The sequence below is a fragment of the Roseibium litorale genome (assembly GCF_014842915.1).
Lineage (GTDB): Bacteria > Pseudomonadota > Alphaproteobacteria > Rhizobiales > Stappiaceae > Roseibium > Roseibium litorale.
The window spans coordinates 170,150-187,544 of the sequence record NZ_JACYXI010000006.1 but is presented as its reverse complement, the minus strand read 5'-3'; the positions used below and the strand labels follow the sequence as shown (position 1 = coordinate 187,544).

Annotated in this window: 12 protein-coding genes; 5 read left to right on the top strand and 7 right to left on the bottom strand. The window is 61.6% G+C overall.

The window, feature by feature from the left end:
* Positions 1–41: 41 nt before the first annotated feature.
* The 3 genes from IG616_RS11315 to IG616_RS11305 all read right to left on the bottom strand — a co-directional run bounded on the left by IG616_RS11315 (position 42) and on the right by IG616_RS11305 (position 5,297).
* Positions 42–1,175 carry an FAD-binding oxidoreductase gene (locus IG616_RS11315; RefSeq protein WP_192148263.1) on the bottom strand — a complete coding sequence of 378 codons (1,134 nt, stop codon included), beginning with the start codon at positions 1,173–1,175 and terminating at the stop codon, positions 42–44.
* Entirely contained in the window at positions 1,172–2,449 is a 1,278-nt protein-coding gene (locus IG616_RS11310; RefSeq protein ID WP_192148262.1) for an aromatic ring-hydroxylating oxygenase subunit alpha, read from the bottom strand. Before IG616_RS11310 ends, IG616_RS11315 begins: the two co-directional genes overlap by 4 nt.
* Positions 2,450–2,735: 286 nt before the next feature.
* A complete protein-coding gene (locus tag IG616_RS11305) occupies positions 2,736–5,297 on the bottom strand; it encodes a GcvT family protein (protein ID WP_192148261.1) in 2,562 nt (853 codons plus the stop codon).
* Positions 5,298–5,454: 157 nt separating this feature from the next.
* Here IG616_RS11305 and IG616_RS11300 point away from each other — a divergent pair, with 157 nt between their 5' ends.
* Positions 5,455–6,498, top strand: coding sequence for a GlxA family transcriptional regulator (locus IG616_RS11300; protein WP_192148260.1), 1,044 nt, complete (start codon positions 5,455–5,457; stop codon positions 6,496–6,498).
* Here IG616_RS11300 and IG616_RS11295 read toward each other — a convergent pair whose 3' ends face one another.
* A complete protein-coding gene (locus tag IG616_RS11295; protein ID WP_192148259.1) occupies positions 6,499–7,569 on the bottom strand; it encodes a GlxA family transcriptional regulator in 1,071 nt (356 codons plus the stop codon). It lies immediately after the preceding gene.
* A gap of 99 nt (positions 7,570–7,668) precedes the next feature.
* On the opposite strand from IG616_RS11295, the gene IG616_RS11290 reads away from it, so the two are divergent.
* From IG616_RS11290 to IG616_RS11275, 4 genes are read left to right on the top strand one after another with little or no spacing between them, the layout of a single operon-like run.
* Complete coding sequence (locus IG616_RS11290) at positions 7,669–8,922, top strand: sarcosine oxidase subunit beta family protein (protein ID WP_192148258.1); 1,254 nt, start codon at positions 7,669–7,671, stop codon at positions 8,920–8,922.
* Between the two features lie 10 nt (positions 8,923–8,932).
* Complete coding sequence (locus IG616_RS11285) at positions 8,933–9,235, top strand: sarcosine oxidase subunit delta (protein WP_192148257.1); 303 nt, start codon at positions 8,933–8,935, stop codon at positions 9,233–9,235.
* Complete coding sequence (locus tag IG616_RS11280) at positions 9,232–12,222, top strand: sarcosine oxidase subunit alpha (RefSeq protein WP_192148256.1); 2,991 nt, start codon at positions 9,232–9,234, stop codon at positions 12,220–12,222. The genes IG616_RS11285 and IG616_RS11280 overlap by 4 nt, the downstream gene beginning before the upstream one ends.
* A 13-nt stretch (positions 12,223–12,235) precedes the next feature.
* Positions 12,236–12,796: a sarcosine oxidase subunit gamma gene (locus tag IG616_RS11275; RefSeq protein WP_192148255.1), complete on the top strand. Its 561-nt coding sequence runs from the start codon at positions 12,236–12,238 to the stop codon at positions 12,794–12,796.
* A 232-nt stretch (positions 12,797–13,028) separates the two neighbouring features.
* Here IG616_RS11275 and IG616_RS11270 read toward each other — a convergent pair whose 3' ends face one another.
* The 3 genes from IG616_RS11270 to IG616_RS11260 form a co-directional block, all read right to left on the bottom strand.
* On the bottom strand, positions 13,029–13,811 hold the full coding sequence (locus tag IG616_RS11270; RefSeq protein WP_192148254.1) for a Bax inhibitor-1/YccA family protein: 783 nt from the start codon (positions 13,809–13,811) through the stop codon (positions 13,029–13,031).
* Between the two features lie 168 nt (positions 13,812–13,979).
* Positions 13,980–16,547 (bottom strand): ABC transporter permease, encoded by a 2,568-nt coding sequence (locus IG616_RS11265; RefSeq protein WP_192148253.1) that lies wholly within the window; start codon positions 16,545–16,547, stop codon positions 13,980–13,982.
* Entirely contained in the window at positions 16,544–17,263 is a 720-nt protein-coding gene (locus IG616_RS11260) for an ABC transporter ATP-binding protein (RefSeq protein WP_192148252.1), read from the bottom strand. The genes IG616_RS11265 and IG616_RS11260 overlap by 4 nt, the downstream gene beginning before the upstream one ends.
* Positions 17,264–17,395: the final 132 nt, after the last annotated feature.

Here is a 17,395-nt window from a genome sequence, read left to right as displayed (position 1 = left end):
CTGCCCGCAGACAGCAATAAAGCGGTACCGGGTCAGGCCCGTTAGATCTCCACCTCGATATCCGAGGTCGGAGTGGAACAGCAGATCAGGATTTTGCCCTGATCGATCTCCCGCTGGCGGATGCCGCCACCATGCTGCATATCAACCTCGCCAGAGATGAGTCTGGATTTGCAGGTTCCGCAAATTCCGCGCTGGCAGGAGGAGATTGGCAGCAATCCGGCGGCACGGGCCGCGGAAAGGATGGTCATGCCGGGGCTGCATTCCACGACATGTCCGGTTTTGGGGAAACTGACCCGGAAAGTTTGATCGCTGATTTCCGGAGCGGCGTCAGCCGGCTCGTCAAAGGAGCCCGCCGTCTCGGCGCCGAAGTCGAAGCTTTCCTCGTAATAGTTGCTCATGTCGAAGTTTGCTTCGGCAAGCATGGCCCTGACGCTGTCCATGAAGGGGCCGGGACCACAGCAGAAAATCTGCCTGTCCATGAAATCCGGGCTCATCAGGTGCAGCATCGGCAGGGACAAGCGGCCCGTGAAGCCGCTCCAGGCATGGCTGGGAGAGGACGCCTGGCACGTGAGAGCCACTTTCAATGTCGGGTTCTGGCTGATCAGCAGAGACAGCTCATCATGAAAAATCAGATCTGCCGGGGTGCGGGCCGCATGGATGAAATGCAGGTCCGTGGGCTCGGACAAGTCGCAAGCGGTCCGGGTCATGGACATCAGGGGCGTAATGCCGCTGCCTGCGGAAATGAACAGCAGTTTCTTGTCCGCGGTCGCGTCGGTGGTGAACTCGCCCGCCGGGCCGCTCACCGTCACCTCTTTTCCGGGGATCATGTAATCGTGCAGCCAGTTCGAAGCCGGGCCGCCGGGGACACGTTTCACCGTGATTTCGATGCGGTAGGGCCGGGCGGCGGATCCCGAAATGGTGTAGCAGCGTGACACCATGCCTTCGACCGGCAGTTCAAAGGTCATGAACTGGCCCGGATAGAAACGGAAGGCCCGGGGCTCGCGTGCCGAGAAGACGAAGGTCTTCACATCGTGGGTTTCCTGACGCACCTGCCGGCAGACAAGAATATCGTCCACTTCCGGGTCCCACAGGGGAACACGGGTTGCCTCGGTGAATTTGGAGGCGTCCCGCGTGCCGGGCTGGCGCGCCCTGTCCGTTTTCGGGGTGATGTTCATTCTGCCGCCGCCATGTTTACTGTGCCGCTCGTGAGATGGTCGCGCAGGCGCGAGATGTACCAGTCACAGAATGCTTCCACATGAGGTTCGGTGAATTGGGAATAGGGGCCGGACTGATAGCCGGGCTGTTCGCAGCCCATCTGCGCCAGACGGACGAGTTCCGCATCCTGCTGGTTGGTCAAGGTCCAGACCTGGGTCAGGTTTTCAAGCTGATAGTCCACGCCTTCGACGGCGTCCTTGTTCACCAGCCAGATGGTCCGCAGCATGGTCCGGCCAGGCGCGACCGGCAAGACGGAGAAGCAGACGATGTGGTCGCTCATGAAGTGGTGCCAGGAGTTCGGCTGCGTCCAGAAGCTCAGGCTGCCCAGCTTTGCATCCGTCAGCTGGCCGAGCAGCTTCTTGGAGGCCACCTTGGTGTCAGCAGTATGGGATTCCCCTTCCCACTTGAGCGGCAGGCGCATGGTGCGGAAGCCGGTGACATCGCGCAGGTACTCCTGCTCGCCGGACGGCAGCCCGCACCCTTCCCACGCCGTATGGGCCTTCTCCAGGGACTCCTCATAGGCTCTCACGTCATCCGCCCGGCGCTCGTCCAGCTCGTCCGGGGCAAAGCCGAAGCCAAATTCCGAAAGAGGAACCGTCAGTTGAGGATGGTTTGCCTCACAATGGTAACACTCGCGGTTGTTCTCCATGGTCAGCTTCCAGTTGCCCTCCTCAATGAGTTCGGAGAAATGGGCAACCTTGCAGTTGACCACATCATGGGGCGCCAGATAGGGCGCCATGGTCGCTGCCAGATGTTCGATATCCGCCGGAGGAATTTCGGCCAGGCAGATGAAGATCAGCCCGTTGATGGAGCGCAGGTGCACGGTCTTCAGGCCGTGGCAGTTCTTGTCGAAATCACTGCCCATGTGCTCGGCAAGGATCAGCTTGCCTTCGTCATTGTAGGTCCAGCCATGATAGCGGCAAACGATGTTGCCGATCGTTGCCGAGGGCTCGTCGATCAGCTTGGCGCCCCGGTGGCGGCAGACATTGTGGAATGCGCGCATCTCCATGTCGTCTCCCCGCAGGATCAGAATGGATGCCTTGCCGATGTCCACGGTGATGCAGTCGCCAGGCTCCGGCAGCTGAGGCTCAACGGCTACGAACAGCCAGTGGCGTCCGAAGATCAGCTCCATGTCGAGGTCAAGGATCTCCTGGGACGTGTAGAAAGGGGCTTCCAGGCTTTTACCAGTCTCGCGGCGATGGACGAGATTCACGATATCGGGAGAGAAAGGCATTTGCGGATACCTCGTTATCTGCTGGGGCGTTTCGGTGAACCGCGGCCTTTCCGAAGCGTCTTCTGGTTCCTTGCTTGGAACGCCTTTCGCCGATCGCTCGGGAAGTCTATCCAATCCGGAATTTAGAGAGTTTTGTCACTTCGTGAGGGAGAATCAATGCGACGACCTGGCGGTACTTTAGCGACAGCCGATCGTTTTCATTTTGGAGTTTATTTTGGGGCAGCGGCTGCTGGTGGCTGTCCAAGGGTAAGAAGCTACAAACCAGCCGCCGCTTCACCCGCTAAGGTTAGCTTCGCGGCATAAGATTCTCCGGGTCGTACAAGGCCTTATAGCCAACAGCGGCAACCTCGACCGGGAAGGTCTCACCGAAGTATTCCACCTGCAGCACGCGTCCGGTCTCGCAATGGGACCAGGGCAGGTAGGCCAGGGCGATGTTCTTGCCGATGGTGGGGCCATAGGCGACCGAGGTCGTGAAGGACCGCCGTCCGAGTTCGTCGACCAGCGTTTCACCGGTGTCTGGGTCCAGCACAGGCATGATTCCCACCGGGTAACGGGCACATCCCTTGCTGTCCACGTTATAGGTCATGACCAGGGTGCACAGCATGGCTGGCTGGTGGTCGCGGGCCTTGTATTCCAGGTGCTTTGCCTTGCCGCAGAAGTCGGCTTCCTTGACCTTGGGCCGGGCCAGACCGGCTTCCAGCAAATTGTACTCGGTCAGCAAATCGGCGTTTTGCAGCCGCAGGGATTTCTCCATGCGGCGGGAGTTGGCGTAGGTCTCCACCCCCACGGCGATCACGCCGGTGGAACGCAGGGCATCCCAGACGGCAAGGCCATCCTCATAGGCCATATGCAGCTCCCATCCCTGCTCTCCGACATAGGACAGGCGGAAAGCGGTGACGGTCTTTCCGGCAATCGTGATGGGCTTGATCGCGGCGAAGGGAAAGTTCTCCTTCGACAGGGCACCGGGGTCGGAGACAACTTTGGACAGGGTTTCGCGGGCGTTCGGTCCCCAGATGCCGATGGTGACGTATTTTTCGGTCACGTCGGTGATGGTGACGTCATATCCCTTGTCCTGGGCAACGCGGCGCATGTAGTGGAAGTCGCGCGGACCTGCGTCTGCGCCGTTGATCAGGCGGCACCGGCCTGCCATGCGGATGACGGTGAAATCGGCGCGCACCATGCCTTCCTCATCGAGGAAGTGGGTGTAGATGCCCTTGCCGATGTTGTTGTCCCCGCCGATCTTGGCCGCGCAAAGCCATTCAAGCATGGCGACGTGATCCGGCCCTTCGATGTCGGTGATATGGAAGTGGGACAGGTTGATGATCCCGCAGTTCCCGCTCAGTTCCAGGTGTTCGGCGTTGGAGACACGCCAGAAGTGGCGGTTGTCCCATTCGTTTTCCCGGACCGGAATGCGGTCTGCGTATTTCTCCAGCAGGTGCTCGTTGGCGGCGTAGCCGTGGGCCCGTTCCCAGCCGCCCAGTTCCATGAAGTGGCCACCCAGTTCCTTTTCCCGCTCGTAAAATGGCGAGCGGCGGATGCCCCGGCCACCAGAGAAGGGCTCGCGGGGGTGAACCGGCGGATTGTAGATCTTTGCCGCGGTTTCCGTGCAACGGTCCCAGATGAATTTTTCGTCCAGCTGGAACGCGTTGAAACGGGAGAAATCGATGGCGTGATGGTCGATCGCTGTGCGGCCATCGGTCATCCAGTCGGCGATGAGTTTCCCCATGCCCGGGCCATCCTTCACCCAGATCCCGACGGCGTACCACAAGCCACGCACCTTCTGGCTTTCGCCCATGGAAGGGCCGCCATCCGTGGAGGTTTGCAGCAGGCCATTGAAGGAATGCCCTTCATTGAAGCCCAGTTCTCCCAGGATCGGGGTCAGCTCGACCGCCCGCTCCAGCGGTGCAATCACGTCTTCCAGGTCCAGATCGCGCTGGGAGGGAGACAGGCGGGCCTGATCCTTCTCCAGAAGGTCGCGCGGATGGACCAGGCGGGGATCGGTCTCGTAATAGTAGCCCCACTCGATCTGACCGCCTTCTGCGGTCTTCGGGTCGCCGGTGTCGCGCATATAGGCAGAGTTGCCTTGGTCGCGCATCAGCGGGAAACCGATTTCCACCCCGGTGCCTGCCCATTTGTCATAGGGGCCGAAGAAGGTCAGCGGATGGTCCACGGGCATCACCGGAAGATCTTCCCCTGCCATCGCGGCAATCAGGCGCCCCCACAGCCCGGCGCAGACGACAACATGATCGGCCATGATGGTGCCGCGTGTGGTGTTGACCCCCTTGATGCGCCCCTCCTCGATCACGAGAGACAGGGCGGAGCAGTTGGCGATGGACGTGAGCTTGCCGCTTTCCACGCCCTCATCGACCAGTTTGCCGGCGACAGTTTGCGAGCGGGGTATCACCAGACCTGCGTCCGGGTCCCAGAGGGCGCCCTGCACCAGGTCTTCTTCCAGGAGCGGGAATTTTTCCTTGGCTTCCGCGGCGCTTATCAGTGTCGCCCGAGTCCCGAAGGCCTTGCCCGAGGCAACCTTGCGCTTCAGTTCTTCCATGCGGGCATCGTCACCGGTGCGGGCAATTTCAAGGCCGCCGATGCGCGCGTAGTGACCCATCTTTTCATAGAAATCCATGGAATAGAGCGTGGTCCAGCAGCTCAGGAAGTCGTGGCTGGTCGCATAGCAGAAGTCGGACGCGTGGGCCGTCGAACCGATGTCGGTCGGAACGCCGGACTTGTCGATGCCGACGATCCCGTCCCATCCGCGGGCGATCAGATGGTGGGCGACCGATGCCCCTACGATGCCGCCGAGGCCGACGATGACCACCTTTGCCTTGCTGGGAAATGCGGACATGGCTCACTCCACCTCATGGATCCGTTTGCCCGGTCATGCGGGCGAGATGGACGAGCATTGTTGGTTCAATTTGGAATTGACAGAATGATTGCGTCATTCTTGGATGACACCTACGACAATGGAACCGCAGGTGGCCTTTCCACCGGAGGAGAGGGCGATGACGTCTGTTGCCGAAGGACACCGGAGCGGAGCGGGGCTGCGGACTAACAAGGCGCCAGCCCCGGTTCAAAGGCCGCGGCTGACGGTCGGGTTCATTCTGGCGAAGCGGTTTACGCTCTGCGCTTTCGCGAACTTTGTTGACGTTCTGCGGCTCGCGGCGGATGAAGGAGACCGGAGCCGCCCGATCCTGTGCGATTGGGCCATCCTCTCCGACACCATGGATGCGGTTCCCTCAAGCTCCGGCGTGACTGTCCAGCCGAAGGAGCGGCTGGGGGACCCGGCCAAGTTCGATTACATCGTCGTGGTTGGCGGCCTGATGGATGAAACCCCAAGTCTGGGGGCTGCCTATACGAAATATTTGCGACAAGCTGCGGATGCGGGGGTCCCGCTGGTCGGGGTTTGCACGGGGGCCTTCTTTTTACACCAGATCGGCTTGCTGGATGGCCACCGCTGCTGTGTCAGCTGGTTCCACCATGCTGATTTTCTGGAGCAGTTTGACGGGCTTGATCCGGTCGCGGACCAGATCTTCATCGTGGACGGGAACCGGCTGACCTGTTCCGGCGGCGCAAGTTCGGCGCATCTGGCGGCCTATCTGGTGGAAAAACACATCGGACGGGCGCAGGCGAGCAAAAGCCTGCACATCATGATTATCGACGATCTTTATTTGCCCGAGAAACCGCAGCCCGGCGTCACGCTCGATCTGAAGACGCAGGACCCCTTGGTGCGCCGTGCCTTGCTGATCATGCAGCAGAACATCGATTTTCCCCTTACGGTGAAAGAGATCGCCAAGCGGATGGGGATCGGCAAACGCCAGATTGAACGGCATTTCAGCTCCGCCCTCGGGATCTCTCCGCAAGCCGCTTTCCTGCGGATCCGCCTCACCTTTGCCCGCCATCTGGTGGAAACGACGGACAAGTCCATTGCTCAGATCGCGGTGGATTGCGGCTTTTGCGATTCCTCCCACCTGAGCCGGATGTTCCGCCGCAGATATGAAAATACGCCGCAGGAGGTCCGCCGCACGCTGCTGGAAGGGCTTGGCTGATCAGAGGGAGGAACGCGTCCCTGTTTCGCCAGGCGCATCCGCATCCGGGGACGGCACAGGGGGTTCACTTGCGGCCGGTTGGGCAGGCTCCAGCCGCGTCCGCCGGTATTGGGCGGGAGTCATGCCCCGTTCCGCCTTCATGACGCGGGACAGATGAGGTGTGTCGCAGAAGCCGCAGGAAAGAGCGATTTCGGCAATCGTCTCCTCTGAATTTCGGAGCCGTGCAATGGCCCGGTCGAGACGCAATTCCAGATAGATCTTCTGGGGAGATAGACCCAGATCCGCGGTGAATCTGCGTTCCAGCGTCCGGCGGGCAACTTCCAGATCCCCGCTCAGCTCCTCTATGGTTTTGGGGAACTCGATATATTGCTGCATCCGCAGGATTGCCCGTTTCACCAGAGGGTCTTTCGCGTGGCGGGCCAGGTGCTGGCCGGGCTGCGGGCGCTCGCCGCTGAGTGCCGAGTCGATCATCATGATGTTCAGGCTCTTGGCTGCCGCGGGCGCGCCAATGTGGCGCTGAACCAGGTAGGCTGCCAGATGCGAGGTCCCATGACCTCCTGAGCAGGTCAGCCTGTCCCGGTCCACGACGAAGAGCTGGTCGGCAACCGGAGGCGCCATTTCAAAGCGGTCGATAAAGTCCTGGTGGTGAAACCAGCTTACACAGCAGCGGTAGCCTTCGAGCAGCCCCTCCTCATAGAGGATGAAAACGCCGGTGCAGAGCCCGACCAGCGGCGTGCCCGCCTGAGCCCGGGCTTTCAGGAAGGCTGTCATGTCTGGGCTAAGGGCGCTCTGATCCCCGATCAACCCGCCTACCACGACAATATAATCATAGTGTCCCGCATTCCGGGGGCGGATGTCCGGTTGAAGCCGGACGCCGCAGCTTGACCGGATGGGCGCCATGTCGCTGGAAATCACCGTCCATTCGCACAGGATCTGCCGGGACTTGTCGGCCTCATCGGCGGCAAGGCGCAGAACATCGACGAAATTGGCGAAGGCCGACAGGGTGAACCGGTCCGCGAGCAGGAATGCGACACGAAGCCTCTTCCGTTGCGGAATCCTGTCTTCGGCCATGGCGCAAACCTTCAAACAAACTGGCGCAAATCTTCCTCCGGGCCACCATGGCTCAAAATTACACTTCCGCCAAGTTTTCCAGTGCGCGCGGTATGCCCGATGACCCGTTTCAATGCCTTTTCACTCCTGAGAAATGCTCTTTCCGGCCACAAGAACTGGACCGAGCAGTGGCCCGACAGCCAGCCCAAGGCCGAGTATGACGTGGTTATCATTGGCGCCGGCGGGCATGGCCTGGGGGCCGCGCATTACCTCGCCAAGCAGCACGGCATCACCAATGTGGCAGTGATCGACAAGGGGTGGCTCGGCGGCGGCAACACAGGCCGCAATACCACAATCATCCGCTCGAATTACCTCTATGACGAGAGCGTCCGGCTCTACGACCATGCGGTGGATCTGTGGGAAGGTCTCAGTCAGGACCTGAACTACAACGTCATGTACTCCCGACGCGGCTGCCTCATGCTGGCCCACACGGCCCATGATGTTCAAAGTTTCAAGCGCCACGTCCATTCCAACCGCCTGAACGGCGTGGACAACCGCTGGCTCACCAGGGAAGAATGCAAGGAATTCTGCCCGCCTCTGGATCTGTCTCCGGCTGCCCGTTATCCGGTCATGGGCGGCGCCTTGCAGGAACGTGCCGGCACGGCCCGTCACGATGCGGTGGCCTGGGGCTACGCGCGCAGTGCGTCTTCGCGTGGGGTCGACATCATCCAGAACTGCCCGGTTCTGGCCATCCGGCGGGATGCCCATGGCGCCGTCGAGGGCGTGGAGACCGCCAAGGGCTTCATCAAGTGCAAGAAGATCGGTGTTTCCGTCGCCGGTCACACGACCACTGTGATGGAGACCGCTGGGGTCCGCCTGCCTCTGGAGAGCTTTCCGCTTCAGGCCCTGGTGTCCGAGCCATTGAAGCCGGTCTTCCCTTGTGTGGTCATGTCGAACGCTGTCCACGCCTATATCAGCCAGTCCGACAAGGGGGAACTGGTGATCGGTTCCGGCACGGACCAGTACACGTCCTACTCCCAGCGGGGCGGGCTGCCCCTGATCGAACACACCCTTGCGGCGATCACCGAGATCTTCCCGATTTTCAGCCGGGTCCGCATGCTGCGGAAATGGGGCGGCATTGTTGATGTCACCCCGGACCGGTCCGCAATCATCTCCAAGACCCCGGTTCCCGGGCTCTATGTGAATTGCGGCTGGGGCACCGGCGGCTTCAAGGCCACGCCGGGCGCAGCGCACACCTTCGCCTGGATGATCGCGAAGGATGAACCTCATCCGATCAACGCTCCCTTCACGCTGGAACGCTTCCGCACTGGCCGCCTGATCGACGAGGCCGCGGCAGCGGCCGTGGCGCACTGAGGATATTTTTATGCTCTTGATCCATTGCCCCTACTGCGAGGAAACCCTGCCGGAAGTGGAATTCGTTCACGCCGGACAGGCGCATATCGCCCGTCCCGATCTGCCGTCGAGCCAAACCGACGAGGAGTGGGAAGCCTATCTGTTTATCCGGACCAACGAGAAGGGCATTCATGCCGAGCGCTGGCGCCATGTCCACGGCTGCGGACGGTTCTTCAACGCTCTGCGCCACACGGTCACCGATCAGTTCCTGACCACCTACAAGGCAGGGGAACCCCGCCCGGAGCTTCCCGTTGAAGGGGGGGATCAGAAATGAGCCAGTTCCGTGTTGCAGGCCGTGGCCGGATCAATTCCGGCCGCCGGGTGCGGTTTACCTTTGACGGGAAGGAGTATTCCGGCCTGGAAGGCGATACCATCGCCTCGGCCTTGTTGGCCAATGGGGTCCATCTGGTGGGCCGGTCCTTCAAGTATCACCGTCCGCGCGGCATCCTCTCGGCCGGCTCTGAGGAGCCGAACGCGATTGTCGGAACCAGCCGGGGTGCTGGCCGGTATGAGCCCAACACCCGTGCCACAGTGCAGGAGATCTGGAAAGGGCTGACGGTCACGTCCCAGAACAAATATCCCAGCCTGAAATTCGACATCGGCGCGGTGAATGACGCGGCTTACATGCTGTTTTCCGCCGGGTTCTACTACAAGACCTTCATGTGGCCGAAGGCGTTCTGGCACAAGGTCTATGAGCCTTTCATCAGAGCGGCGGCTGGCATGGGCGTTTCCCCGTCTGAGCCGGATCCGGACACCTATGCATCGCGTTATCTGCATTGCGACCTGCTGGTGGTCGGCTCTGGGCCCGCAGGTCTGGCTGCCGCCCGTGTTGGAGCTGAGGCAGGTCTGCGCGTCGTGCTTGTGGACGAGAATGCCGAAGCTGGTGGCACGCTTCTGTCCGAGCCTCAGGCACAGATCAACGGTCAGCAGGCGTGGGACTGGCTGGCTGCCGAACTGGCGGGGCTGAAGGCCAAGGGCGTCCGGATCATGACCCGCACCACGGCCATCGGCTACTACCACCAAAACATGGTCGGCTTGTGCGAAAAGCTGACGGATCATCTGGATGTCCTGCCCAAGGATATGCCGCGTGAACGGCTGTGGCGTGTCCGCGCCAAGCGGGTGGTTCTGGCCCAGGGTGCCCTGGAAAAGCCCCTGGTGTTCCACGGCAACGACCGTCCCGGCGTGATGCTGGCAGGCGCCGCCCAGACCTATTTGAACCGCTATGGGGTCAAGGCCGGGCACCGGCCGGTGGTGCTCACCAGTCATGACAGCGCCTGGTACGCGGCTTTCGATCTGGAGGACGCCGGGGCGAAAGTGGCGGCCATCGCAGATACCCGGCCCGCTGTGCGGGGTGATCTCATCGCCGAAGCCGGGAAGCGGGGTATCCCGGTCCTCCTGTCGCACACCGCGACGACAACCTCGGGCCGCTTGCGGATTTCCTCAATCACTCTCGCCGTAGTCAAGGATGGCAAGACAGGGCCTGAAACCCGGTATGCCTGCGATTGCTTGCTGATGAGCGGAGGCTGGACCCCGTCGCTGCATCTGTTCTCTCACACGCAGGGCAAACTTGCCTGGGACGAGAACCAGAACACGTTCCTGCCGGGCTTTACCCAGGAGAACTGCGGCATAGCTGGCGCTGGCCGGGGGCTGTGGGGCATCGAGGCCGCCTTGGCGGATGGTCTTGAAAGAGGCCGGGAGGCCGCCGCCGCTCTGGGTCGGTCCGTTGACGCTGCCCCGGTCCGTGTGGAGAACGACCGTACCGGAACCGGCGTGTCCCACACGGAACTGCCAACCCGCCGCGATGCCGGCAAGAACAAGTCTTTCGTCGATTTCCAGAATGACGTGACCGCCAAGGATTTGCGGCTGGCGGTGAAGGAAGGCATGCGCTCGATCGAGCATGTCAAGCGCTACACCACCAACGGCATGGCAACCGACCAGGGCAAGCTGTCCAACATCAACGGACTGAACATTGCCGCGGAAGCGCTGGGCAAGGAAGCGCCGAAAGTGGGACTGACCACTTTCCGGCCCCCTTACACGCCGACAACATTCGGCACATTTTGCGGTTATCACCGGGGCAGCCATTTCGAGGTGACCCGGAAGACCAATATCGACAGCTGGGCCGAGGAAAACGGCGCTGTCTTCGAGCCTGTCGGCCAATGGCGCCGGGCCTGGTACTTCCCCAAGGCAGGGGAGGATATGGATGCCGCGGTGCTGCGGGAATGCCGGGCCACACGCGCGGGTGTGGGCATCTTCGACGCCTCGACCCTCGGAAAGATCGAAGTGGTCGGGCCGGATGCCGCGGAATTCATGAACCGCATGTACACCAACCCCTGGACCAAGTTGATGCCGGGACGCTGCCGTTACGGCCTGCTGCTCGGGGAAGACGGGCATATCCGCGACGATGGTGTGATCGGCCGCATGGCTCAGGACAGGTTCCATGTCACCACCACCACCGGCGGTGCCGCGCGGGTTCTCAACATGATGGAGGATTACCTCCAGACCGAATGGCCCGATTTGCAGGTCTGGCTGACCTCGACAACCGAGCAATGGTCGACCATCGCGTTGAACGGCCCGGATGCCGCGAAGCTTCTGGCCCCCTTGGTAGAAGGTGTGACCCTGACGGAAGAGGCTTTCCCGCATATGTCCTGCGTCGAATGCACGGTAGCGGGCATGCCCGCGCGCTTGTTCCGGGTCAGCTTCACCGGTGAGATCGGCTTTGAGGTCAACGTCCCGGCTTACCTGGGTCGTGCCCTTTGGGACGTGCTCTGGGAGGTGGGCCAGCCCTTGGGCATCACCGCCTATGGCACGGAAACCATGCATGTTCTGCGCGCCGAAAAGGGCTACATCATCGTTGGCCAGGACACGGATGGCACCGTGACGCCAGGCGACGCTGGGCTGTCCTGGGCCGTAGGCACCAAGAAGCGGGACTTCGTGGGCATGCGCGGCATGGCCCGTCCCGATCTGGTCGCGCCCGGGCGCAAGCAGCTGGTCGGCCTGCTGACGGAAGACCGGTCGCGGCTGGAAGAGGGCGCGCAGATCGTCTTCGACCCCAACCAGCCCATTCCCATGACAATGGCCGGGCATGTCACCTCGTCCTACCACTCGGATGCGGTGGGGCGGCCCATTGCTCTGGCCCTGGTGGCAGGGGGGCACGAGCGGATGGGCGAGACCGTCTATATCCCGATGCCGGACAGAACCATTGCGGCGCAGATCACCAGCACCGTCTTCGTTGATCCCGAAAACGCACGCCTCAAGATCTGAGCAGGAGATGATGATGACCACGACCCTTTCTTCCCGTCATCCCGGCGTGCTTGCAACATCACCCGCGGTCGAGGTGTCCCTTGCTGAACCCCGTGGGCGGCTGTCTCTGCGGGCCAGAGGGGATCTGACCCCCTTTGCCAGGGTCCTGGGGTTCGCTCTGCCGGAGCGGATCGGCCAGCGTGCCGAAGAGCATGATATCCGTGCCATCCGCCTGGGCCCGGATGAATGGACGCTCAACACGCCCATGGCTGCGGTTCAGAGGCTTCTCGAAGCCTTTGCGGCGATCTATCCGGACCATCCTCACAGCCTGGTGGATATTTCCGGTCGCGAGGTCAGCCTGGTGATTGAAGGCGCACAGGCCTCCGACCTGCTGAGCATCGGCTGTGCCCGGGACGTGGAGGCCATTCCCGCAGGCGAGGGGCGCCGCACAATGTTTGACGGAACAACCGTCGTCTTGTGGAAAGACGCCGCCGATAGCTACCGGCTGGATATCTGGAACAGCTTCGCGCCACATGTTCTGGACTTGCTCAAGACCGGCTGTGCTGAACTTGCTGCTGAAGCCCGTCAGGCTTGAAGGGTACCGGGCACTCAAGCCAAGGGCCATCGTCTTCCCCGCGTCCCCCGGCGAGGGTGTGTCTGAGCGGCTGGGCTTAAAAGTCTGTTCCGGCACAATCGGTGCCAGGGCCAGCGTCAGGCTGCGGGGTAAGTGCTTTATTCCCCCCAAGCGCAGCAGCAATCACTTGGGCCAAAAAAAGCCCGGCTCATGGCCGGGCTTTGAAGTTTCAGTGAGCTGTCAGAGCTGCAGATTACTTGCGGTCGCCGAAGAGCTGCAGCAGCATGATGAAGAGGTTGATGAAGTCCAGATACAGGCGCAGCGCACCCATGATGGACTTCTTGGCAGCCACTTCGCCGCTGTCGCCCTCGTAGTACATTTCCTTGATCTGCTGGGTGTCGTAGGCGGTCAGGCCGGCAAACACCAGAACACCGATCACCGAGATCGCGAACTGCAGGGCGGAAGACGCCAGGAACAGGTTCACGAGCGAGGCGATGATGATGCCGATCAGGCCCATGAACAGGAACGAGCCCATCGCGGACAGGTCCTTCTTGGTGGTGTAGCCGAACAGACTAAGCGCACCGAAGGAAGCCGCGGTGATGAAGAACACCCGGGCAATCGATCCGCCAGTGTAGACCAGGAAGATCGAGGACAGGGACAGGCCCATGATCGCTGCGTAGACCATGAAAGTGGTCTTGGCAGCAGACGCGCTCATCGCCTGAATGCGGAAGGACAGGAACATGACGGCGCCGAGCGGAGCCAGCATTACCACCCACTTCAGCGGGCTTCCGTAAAGAGCAACACCAAGCGATGTCAGCATTACGCCGTTGCCCATCTGGGCGGCAGCCTGGTTCGGATCCGTGGTGGTCGCCAGGAAGATGGTGCCAAGCGCAAACAGGCCGGTCAGGGCCAGACCGAACGTCATGTAGTTATAGACGCCCAGCATATAGCTGCGCAGGCCCTGATCGATGGTTGCATCGGCATGCGAGCCGGCCACCGAATAAGCCGAATTCGAATTTCGGTTAAAGGTCGACATTCGCTTCATTCCCCTTGTGACAAATTGCTGGCTGTTTCCAGCCGTGTACCTCGCTCGAAATATGGGCGAGCCGGAGACGCATAACAAGATGGCCCGGGCGAAAAAACCATTACAATCTGGTCAGGTTTTCCGGGCGTCTTGTCCTTGATCACTTGTTTGTGAATACCATTAAAGGTTGCGAAGCACAGGTGCGGGTTTCTCACCGAGCACTTTCCAGGTGCCGATCAGTCCGAAGCTGACCGTCAGCACCAGCGCGATCAGGGCTGCTCCGACCGCCGTGAAGGGCAGAAGGGCGAAGCTGCCGTTCATCACTTGCGTCGTCACAAACCAGGCGGCGAGCCCACCGGCAACCAGGGCGAAGACCGCGGTGGAAAGCCCGAGAATGGCGTATTCCAGCCCGTAAGCGATCATCAGTCTGCGCCGTGTTGCTCCCAGAGTCTTCAGGATTACGGCATCATAGATCCGGTTGCGGTGACCGGCGGCCAGCGCCCCGGCCAGCACCAGAACACTGGCGATCAGCGTGATGGAGGACGCGCCCCGGATCGCCCAGGCGAGCTGTTCCACCAGATCATTGACTTGTGAAATCGCATCCTTCACCCGGATCGCCGTCACCGTCGGGAAGGCATTGGCCACCTTGCGCAGAAGGTCCAGTTCGGTTTCGGCTGGCACATCCTGATCCCAGGCGACGGTCATCAAATTTGCGTGTGGTGCCCCGGCGAAGGTGTTCGGCGAGAACACCATGACGAAATTGATCGAAAGCGACCGCCATTCCACCTTTCGTGTGTTGGCGATCTCGGCGGTGATTTCCCGGCCCAGAACATTGACCGTCACCTCGTCGCCGATCTTGAGGTCAAGGTCGCGGGCCGCTTCATCCTCAAAGGACACGAGCGGCTTGCCGGAATAGCCCTCCGGCCACCAGTCCCCGGTTACCAGCGTGGAGTTCTCCGGCAGCTTGTCCTCATAGGTGATGCCGCGGTCGCCGCGCAGGATCCAGGCAGAGTTGGGCGGCGCCTGGATCTGTTCCACCGGCACGCCTTTCAGGCTGACCAGCCTTCCGCGCAGCATGGGTACGCTCACCAGCTTTGTGCCGGTGGTCTCCTTCGAGACGAGGGTCTGGAAGGCATCCCGCTCGCTGTTCTGGATGTCCAGGAAGAAGAAGCTCGGCGCTTCCTCCGCGATTGTCGAGGTGAGTTCCCGGCGCAGATTGCCGTCGATTAAGGCGATGGCCACCAGCAGCGACAGCCCCAGTCCGAGCGACAGGACCACGGACGGTGTCAGGGCGCCGGGGCGGTGGATGTTGGCAATTGCAAGCCGCAGCTCCGTCGATTTCTGCGCGGGAAGTCTCCGGGCCGTTGTCATGATTGCGCGGGCAACCGCCACCAGCAGCAGGAAGGCAATGGCGGAAGCGGCGATGTAAATCAGCGCAATACGCTGATCATAGGCCAGGATCAGGGCGATCGCGCAAAGCGCCGCCGTCATGGCTGCTGTCGCAGCCAGATAACGCTTGCGCGGCAGGCGCGGGCCGCCGGAGACAATGTCTCGGAACAGGGCCGTCGGCGGAACATCATGGGCACGGCCCAGGGGCCAGAGCGCAAAGGCAAGAGCGGTGAGAAACCCGTAGAGCAGCCCAAGGCCCAGCTCCGCCGGGTAGAGGCCGGTTTGGAGCGCGACCGGCAGGACGCCGGAAAGGGCCGCCGCGGCGGCAAAGGGAATGATGGCCCCGGCGACGAGACCGATGGCAATGCCGATGGCCGCCAGGCACAGCATCTGCACCAGATAGATCTGGAAGACGAAGCCGCCGGTGGCGCCAAGGCATTTGAAGCTGGCAATGACCTCGCGCTTGGTTTCCAGAAAGGCGCGGATGGCGTTGGCAACGCCAACCCCGCCGACCACCAAGGCTGTCAGCCCTACAAGGGTCAGGAACTGCGCGAAGCGATCGATGTTCCGCTGCAGGCCAGGTGCGGCATTAACGCGGGAGCGGATACGCCATCCGGCCTTGGGATGCGCTTCTTCTGCCTTTTCGATGAGTGTTTTCAGCGCATCATCAGTGACCGGCGTTGCAAGCCGGACGCGGTAGTTCCACTGCGCCAGACTGCCAGGCTGGACCAGGCCGGTGTCATTGAGAGCCGCTTCGGAAATCATCAGCCGGGGACCGAATTCCATCCCTCCGGCCAGCTTGTCCGGTTCCTTGGCAATAACTCCGGTGATTCGAACCTTCGTGCGGCCAAGGGAAAGCGTATCCCCCTTGGAAAGGTTCAGCCGTGACAGCAGGGCAGGTTCTGCGACCGCGCCCCATTCCCCATCTGTCTTCTGAAGCGCGGTTGCAACATCGCCGCCGCCTTCCAGCTGAAGGCTGCCGTAAAGCGGATAGGCGTCGTCGATGGTCTTCAGCTCGACGACGGTCTGGTCCGAATTGTCGATCGTGCGGGCCATCGCCCGCAAGGTGATCGCCTTCGAAACGCTCCCGAGGCTTTCGATATAGGCTTTCTCCTCCGGCCCCACGTCCCGAAGCACCAGCGAGAAGGCGAGGTCACCGCCAAGAATGGACTGGCCTTCGGATGAAATGCCTTCGGTCAGAGCGCGGGAGACAGAGGTCACACCCGCAATGGCGGCCACGCCAAGCGCAATGCACGCGATGAAGATGTAAAACCCCTTCAACCCGCCGCGCAGCTCACGCAGGGCAAAACGAACCGCCAGAGCAAAACCGGGACCGTGGGACACACCGCCCGCCGTCATGCGGATACCTCTTCTGCGGCTTTGCTTGTTGCCGTATGAACCTCAGGTTCGATTTCACCCGATCTGACACGGATCATCCGGTCGCAACGGCGCGCCAGTGCCGGATCATGGGTCACCAGCACAAGGGTCATGTTCCGCGCCTTTTGGGCGGCAAACATCAGTTCCACGATCTGGTTGCCGGTGCTTTCGTCCAGGTTGCCGGTCGGCTCGTCCGCAATGAGGATCTTCGGTTCCACCACAAGCGCCCGCGCCACGGCCACGCGCTGCTGTTCACCGCCGGACATCTGCGCCGGATAATGGTGCAGGCGATGGGCAAGGCCCACGGCTTCCAGTTCGCGGGCCGCCTTGGAAAAGGCATCCCGGTCTCCTGCCAGTTCCAGCGGAACCGCAACGTTTTCAAGGGCCGTCATGTTGGGAACAAGGTGGAACGACTGAAAGATGATGCCGACATTCTGGCCGCGGAAGCGGGCAAGACCGTCTTCGCTCAACGGAGACAGATCCGTTCCGGCCACCCGCACGCTGCCCTTGTCCGCCCGCTCCAGTCCGGCCATGACCATCAGCAGCGTGGACTTGCCCGATCCGGACGGGCCGATCAGGCCAACCGCCGTGCCTTGCGCGATTTCAAGATCAATGCCCTTGAGGATATGAACCCTTCCGGCGCCCTCACCGAGGCTGAGATGGACATTCTGGAGAGCGATCGCGGAAAGTGCCGTCATACTGCCTGCCGTAGGGTGCGTACCGGAAACCGGTGTGATGAAATTTCTGCCCTGTTGGAGCGTGAAGATCCTTGGGCTTCCTTGTCTTTTGCGCTTCTGCGACCATATGGGACCAGAAAGCATCAAGATCCA

Excerpts from the sequence above, each read along its gene's own strand:
- IG616_RS11285 (WP_192148257.1), top strand. The coding sequence starts at position 8,933 with ATGCTCTTGATCCATTGCCCCTACTGCGAGGAAACCCTGCCGGAAGTG.
- IG616_RS11310 (WP_192148262.1), bottom strand. The coding sequence starts at position 2,449 with ATGCCTTTCTCTCCCGATATCGTGAATCTCGTCCATCGCCGCGAGACT.
- IG616_RS11315 (WP_192148263.1), bottom strand. The coding sequence starts at position 1,175 with ATGAACATCACCCCGAAAACGGACAGGGCGCGCCAGCCCGGCACGCGG.
- IG616_RS11290 (WP_192148258.1), top strand. The coding sequence starts at position 7,669 with ATGACCCGTTTCAATGCCTTTTCACTCCTGAGAAATGCTCTTTCCGGC.
- IG616_RS11305 (WP_192148261.1), bottom strand. The coding sequence starts at position 5,297 with ATGTCCGCATTTCCCAGCAAGGCAAAGGTGGTCATCGTCGGCCTCGGC.
- IG616_RS11270 (WP_192148254.1), bottom strand. The coding sequence starts at position 13,811 with ATGTCGACCTTTAACCGAAATTCGAATTCGGCTTATTCGGTGGCCGGC.
- IG616_RS11265 (WP_192148253.1), bottom strand. The coding sequence starts at position 16,547 with ATGACGGCGGGCGGTGTGTCCCACGGTCCCGGTTTTGCTCTGGCGGTT.
- IG616_RS11275 (WP_192148255.1), top strand. The coding sequence starts at position 12,236 with ATGACCACGACCCTTTCTTCCCGTCATCCCGGCGTGCTTGCAACATCA.
- IG616_RS11300 (WP_192148260.1), top strand. The coding sequence starts at position 5,455 with ATGACGTCTGTTGCCGAAGGACACCGGAGCGGAGCGGGGCTGCGGACT.
- IG616_RS11280 (WP_192148256.1), top strand. The coding sequence starts at position 9,232 with ATGAGCCAGTTCCGTGTTGCAGGCCGTGGCCGGATCAATTCCGGCCGC.
- IG616_RS11260 (WP_192148252.1), bottom strand. The coding sequence starts at position 17,263 with ATGACGGCACTTTCCGCGATCGCTCTCCAGAATGTCCATCTCAGCCTC.
- IG616_RS11295 (WP_192148259.1), bottom strand. The coding sequence starts at position 7,569 with ATGGCCGAAGACAGGATTCCGCAACGGAAGAGGCTTCGTGTCGCATTC.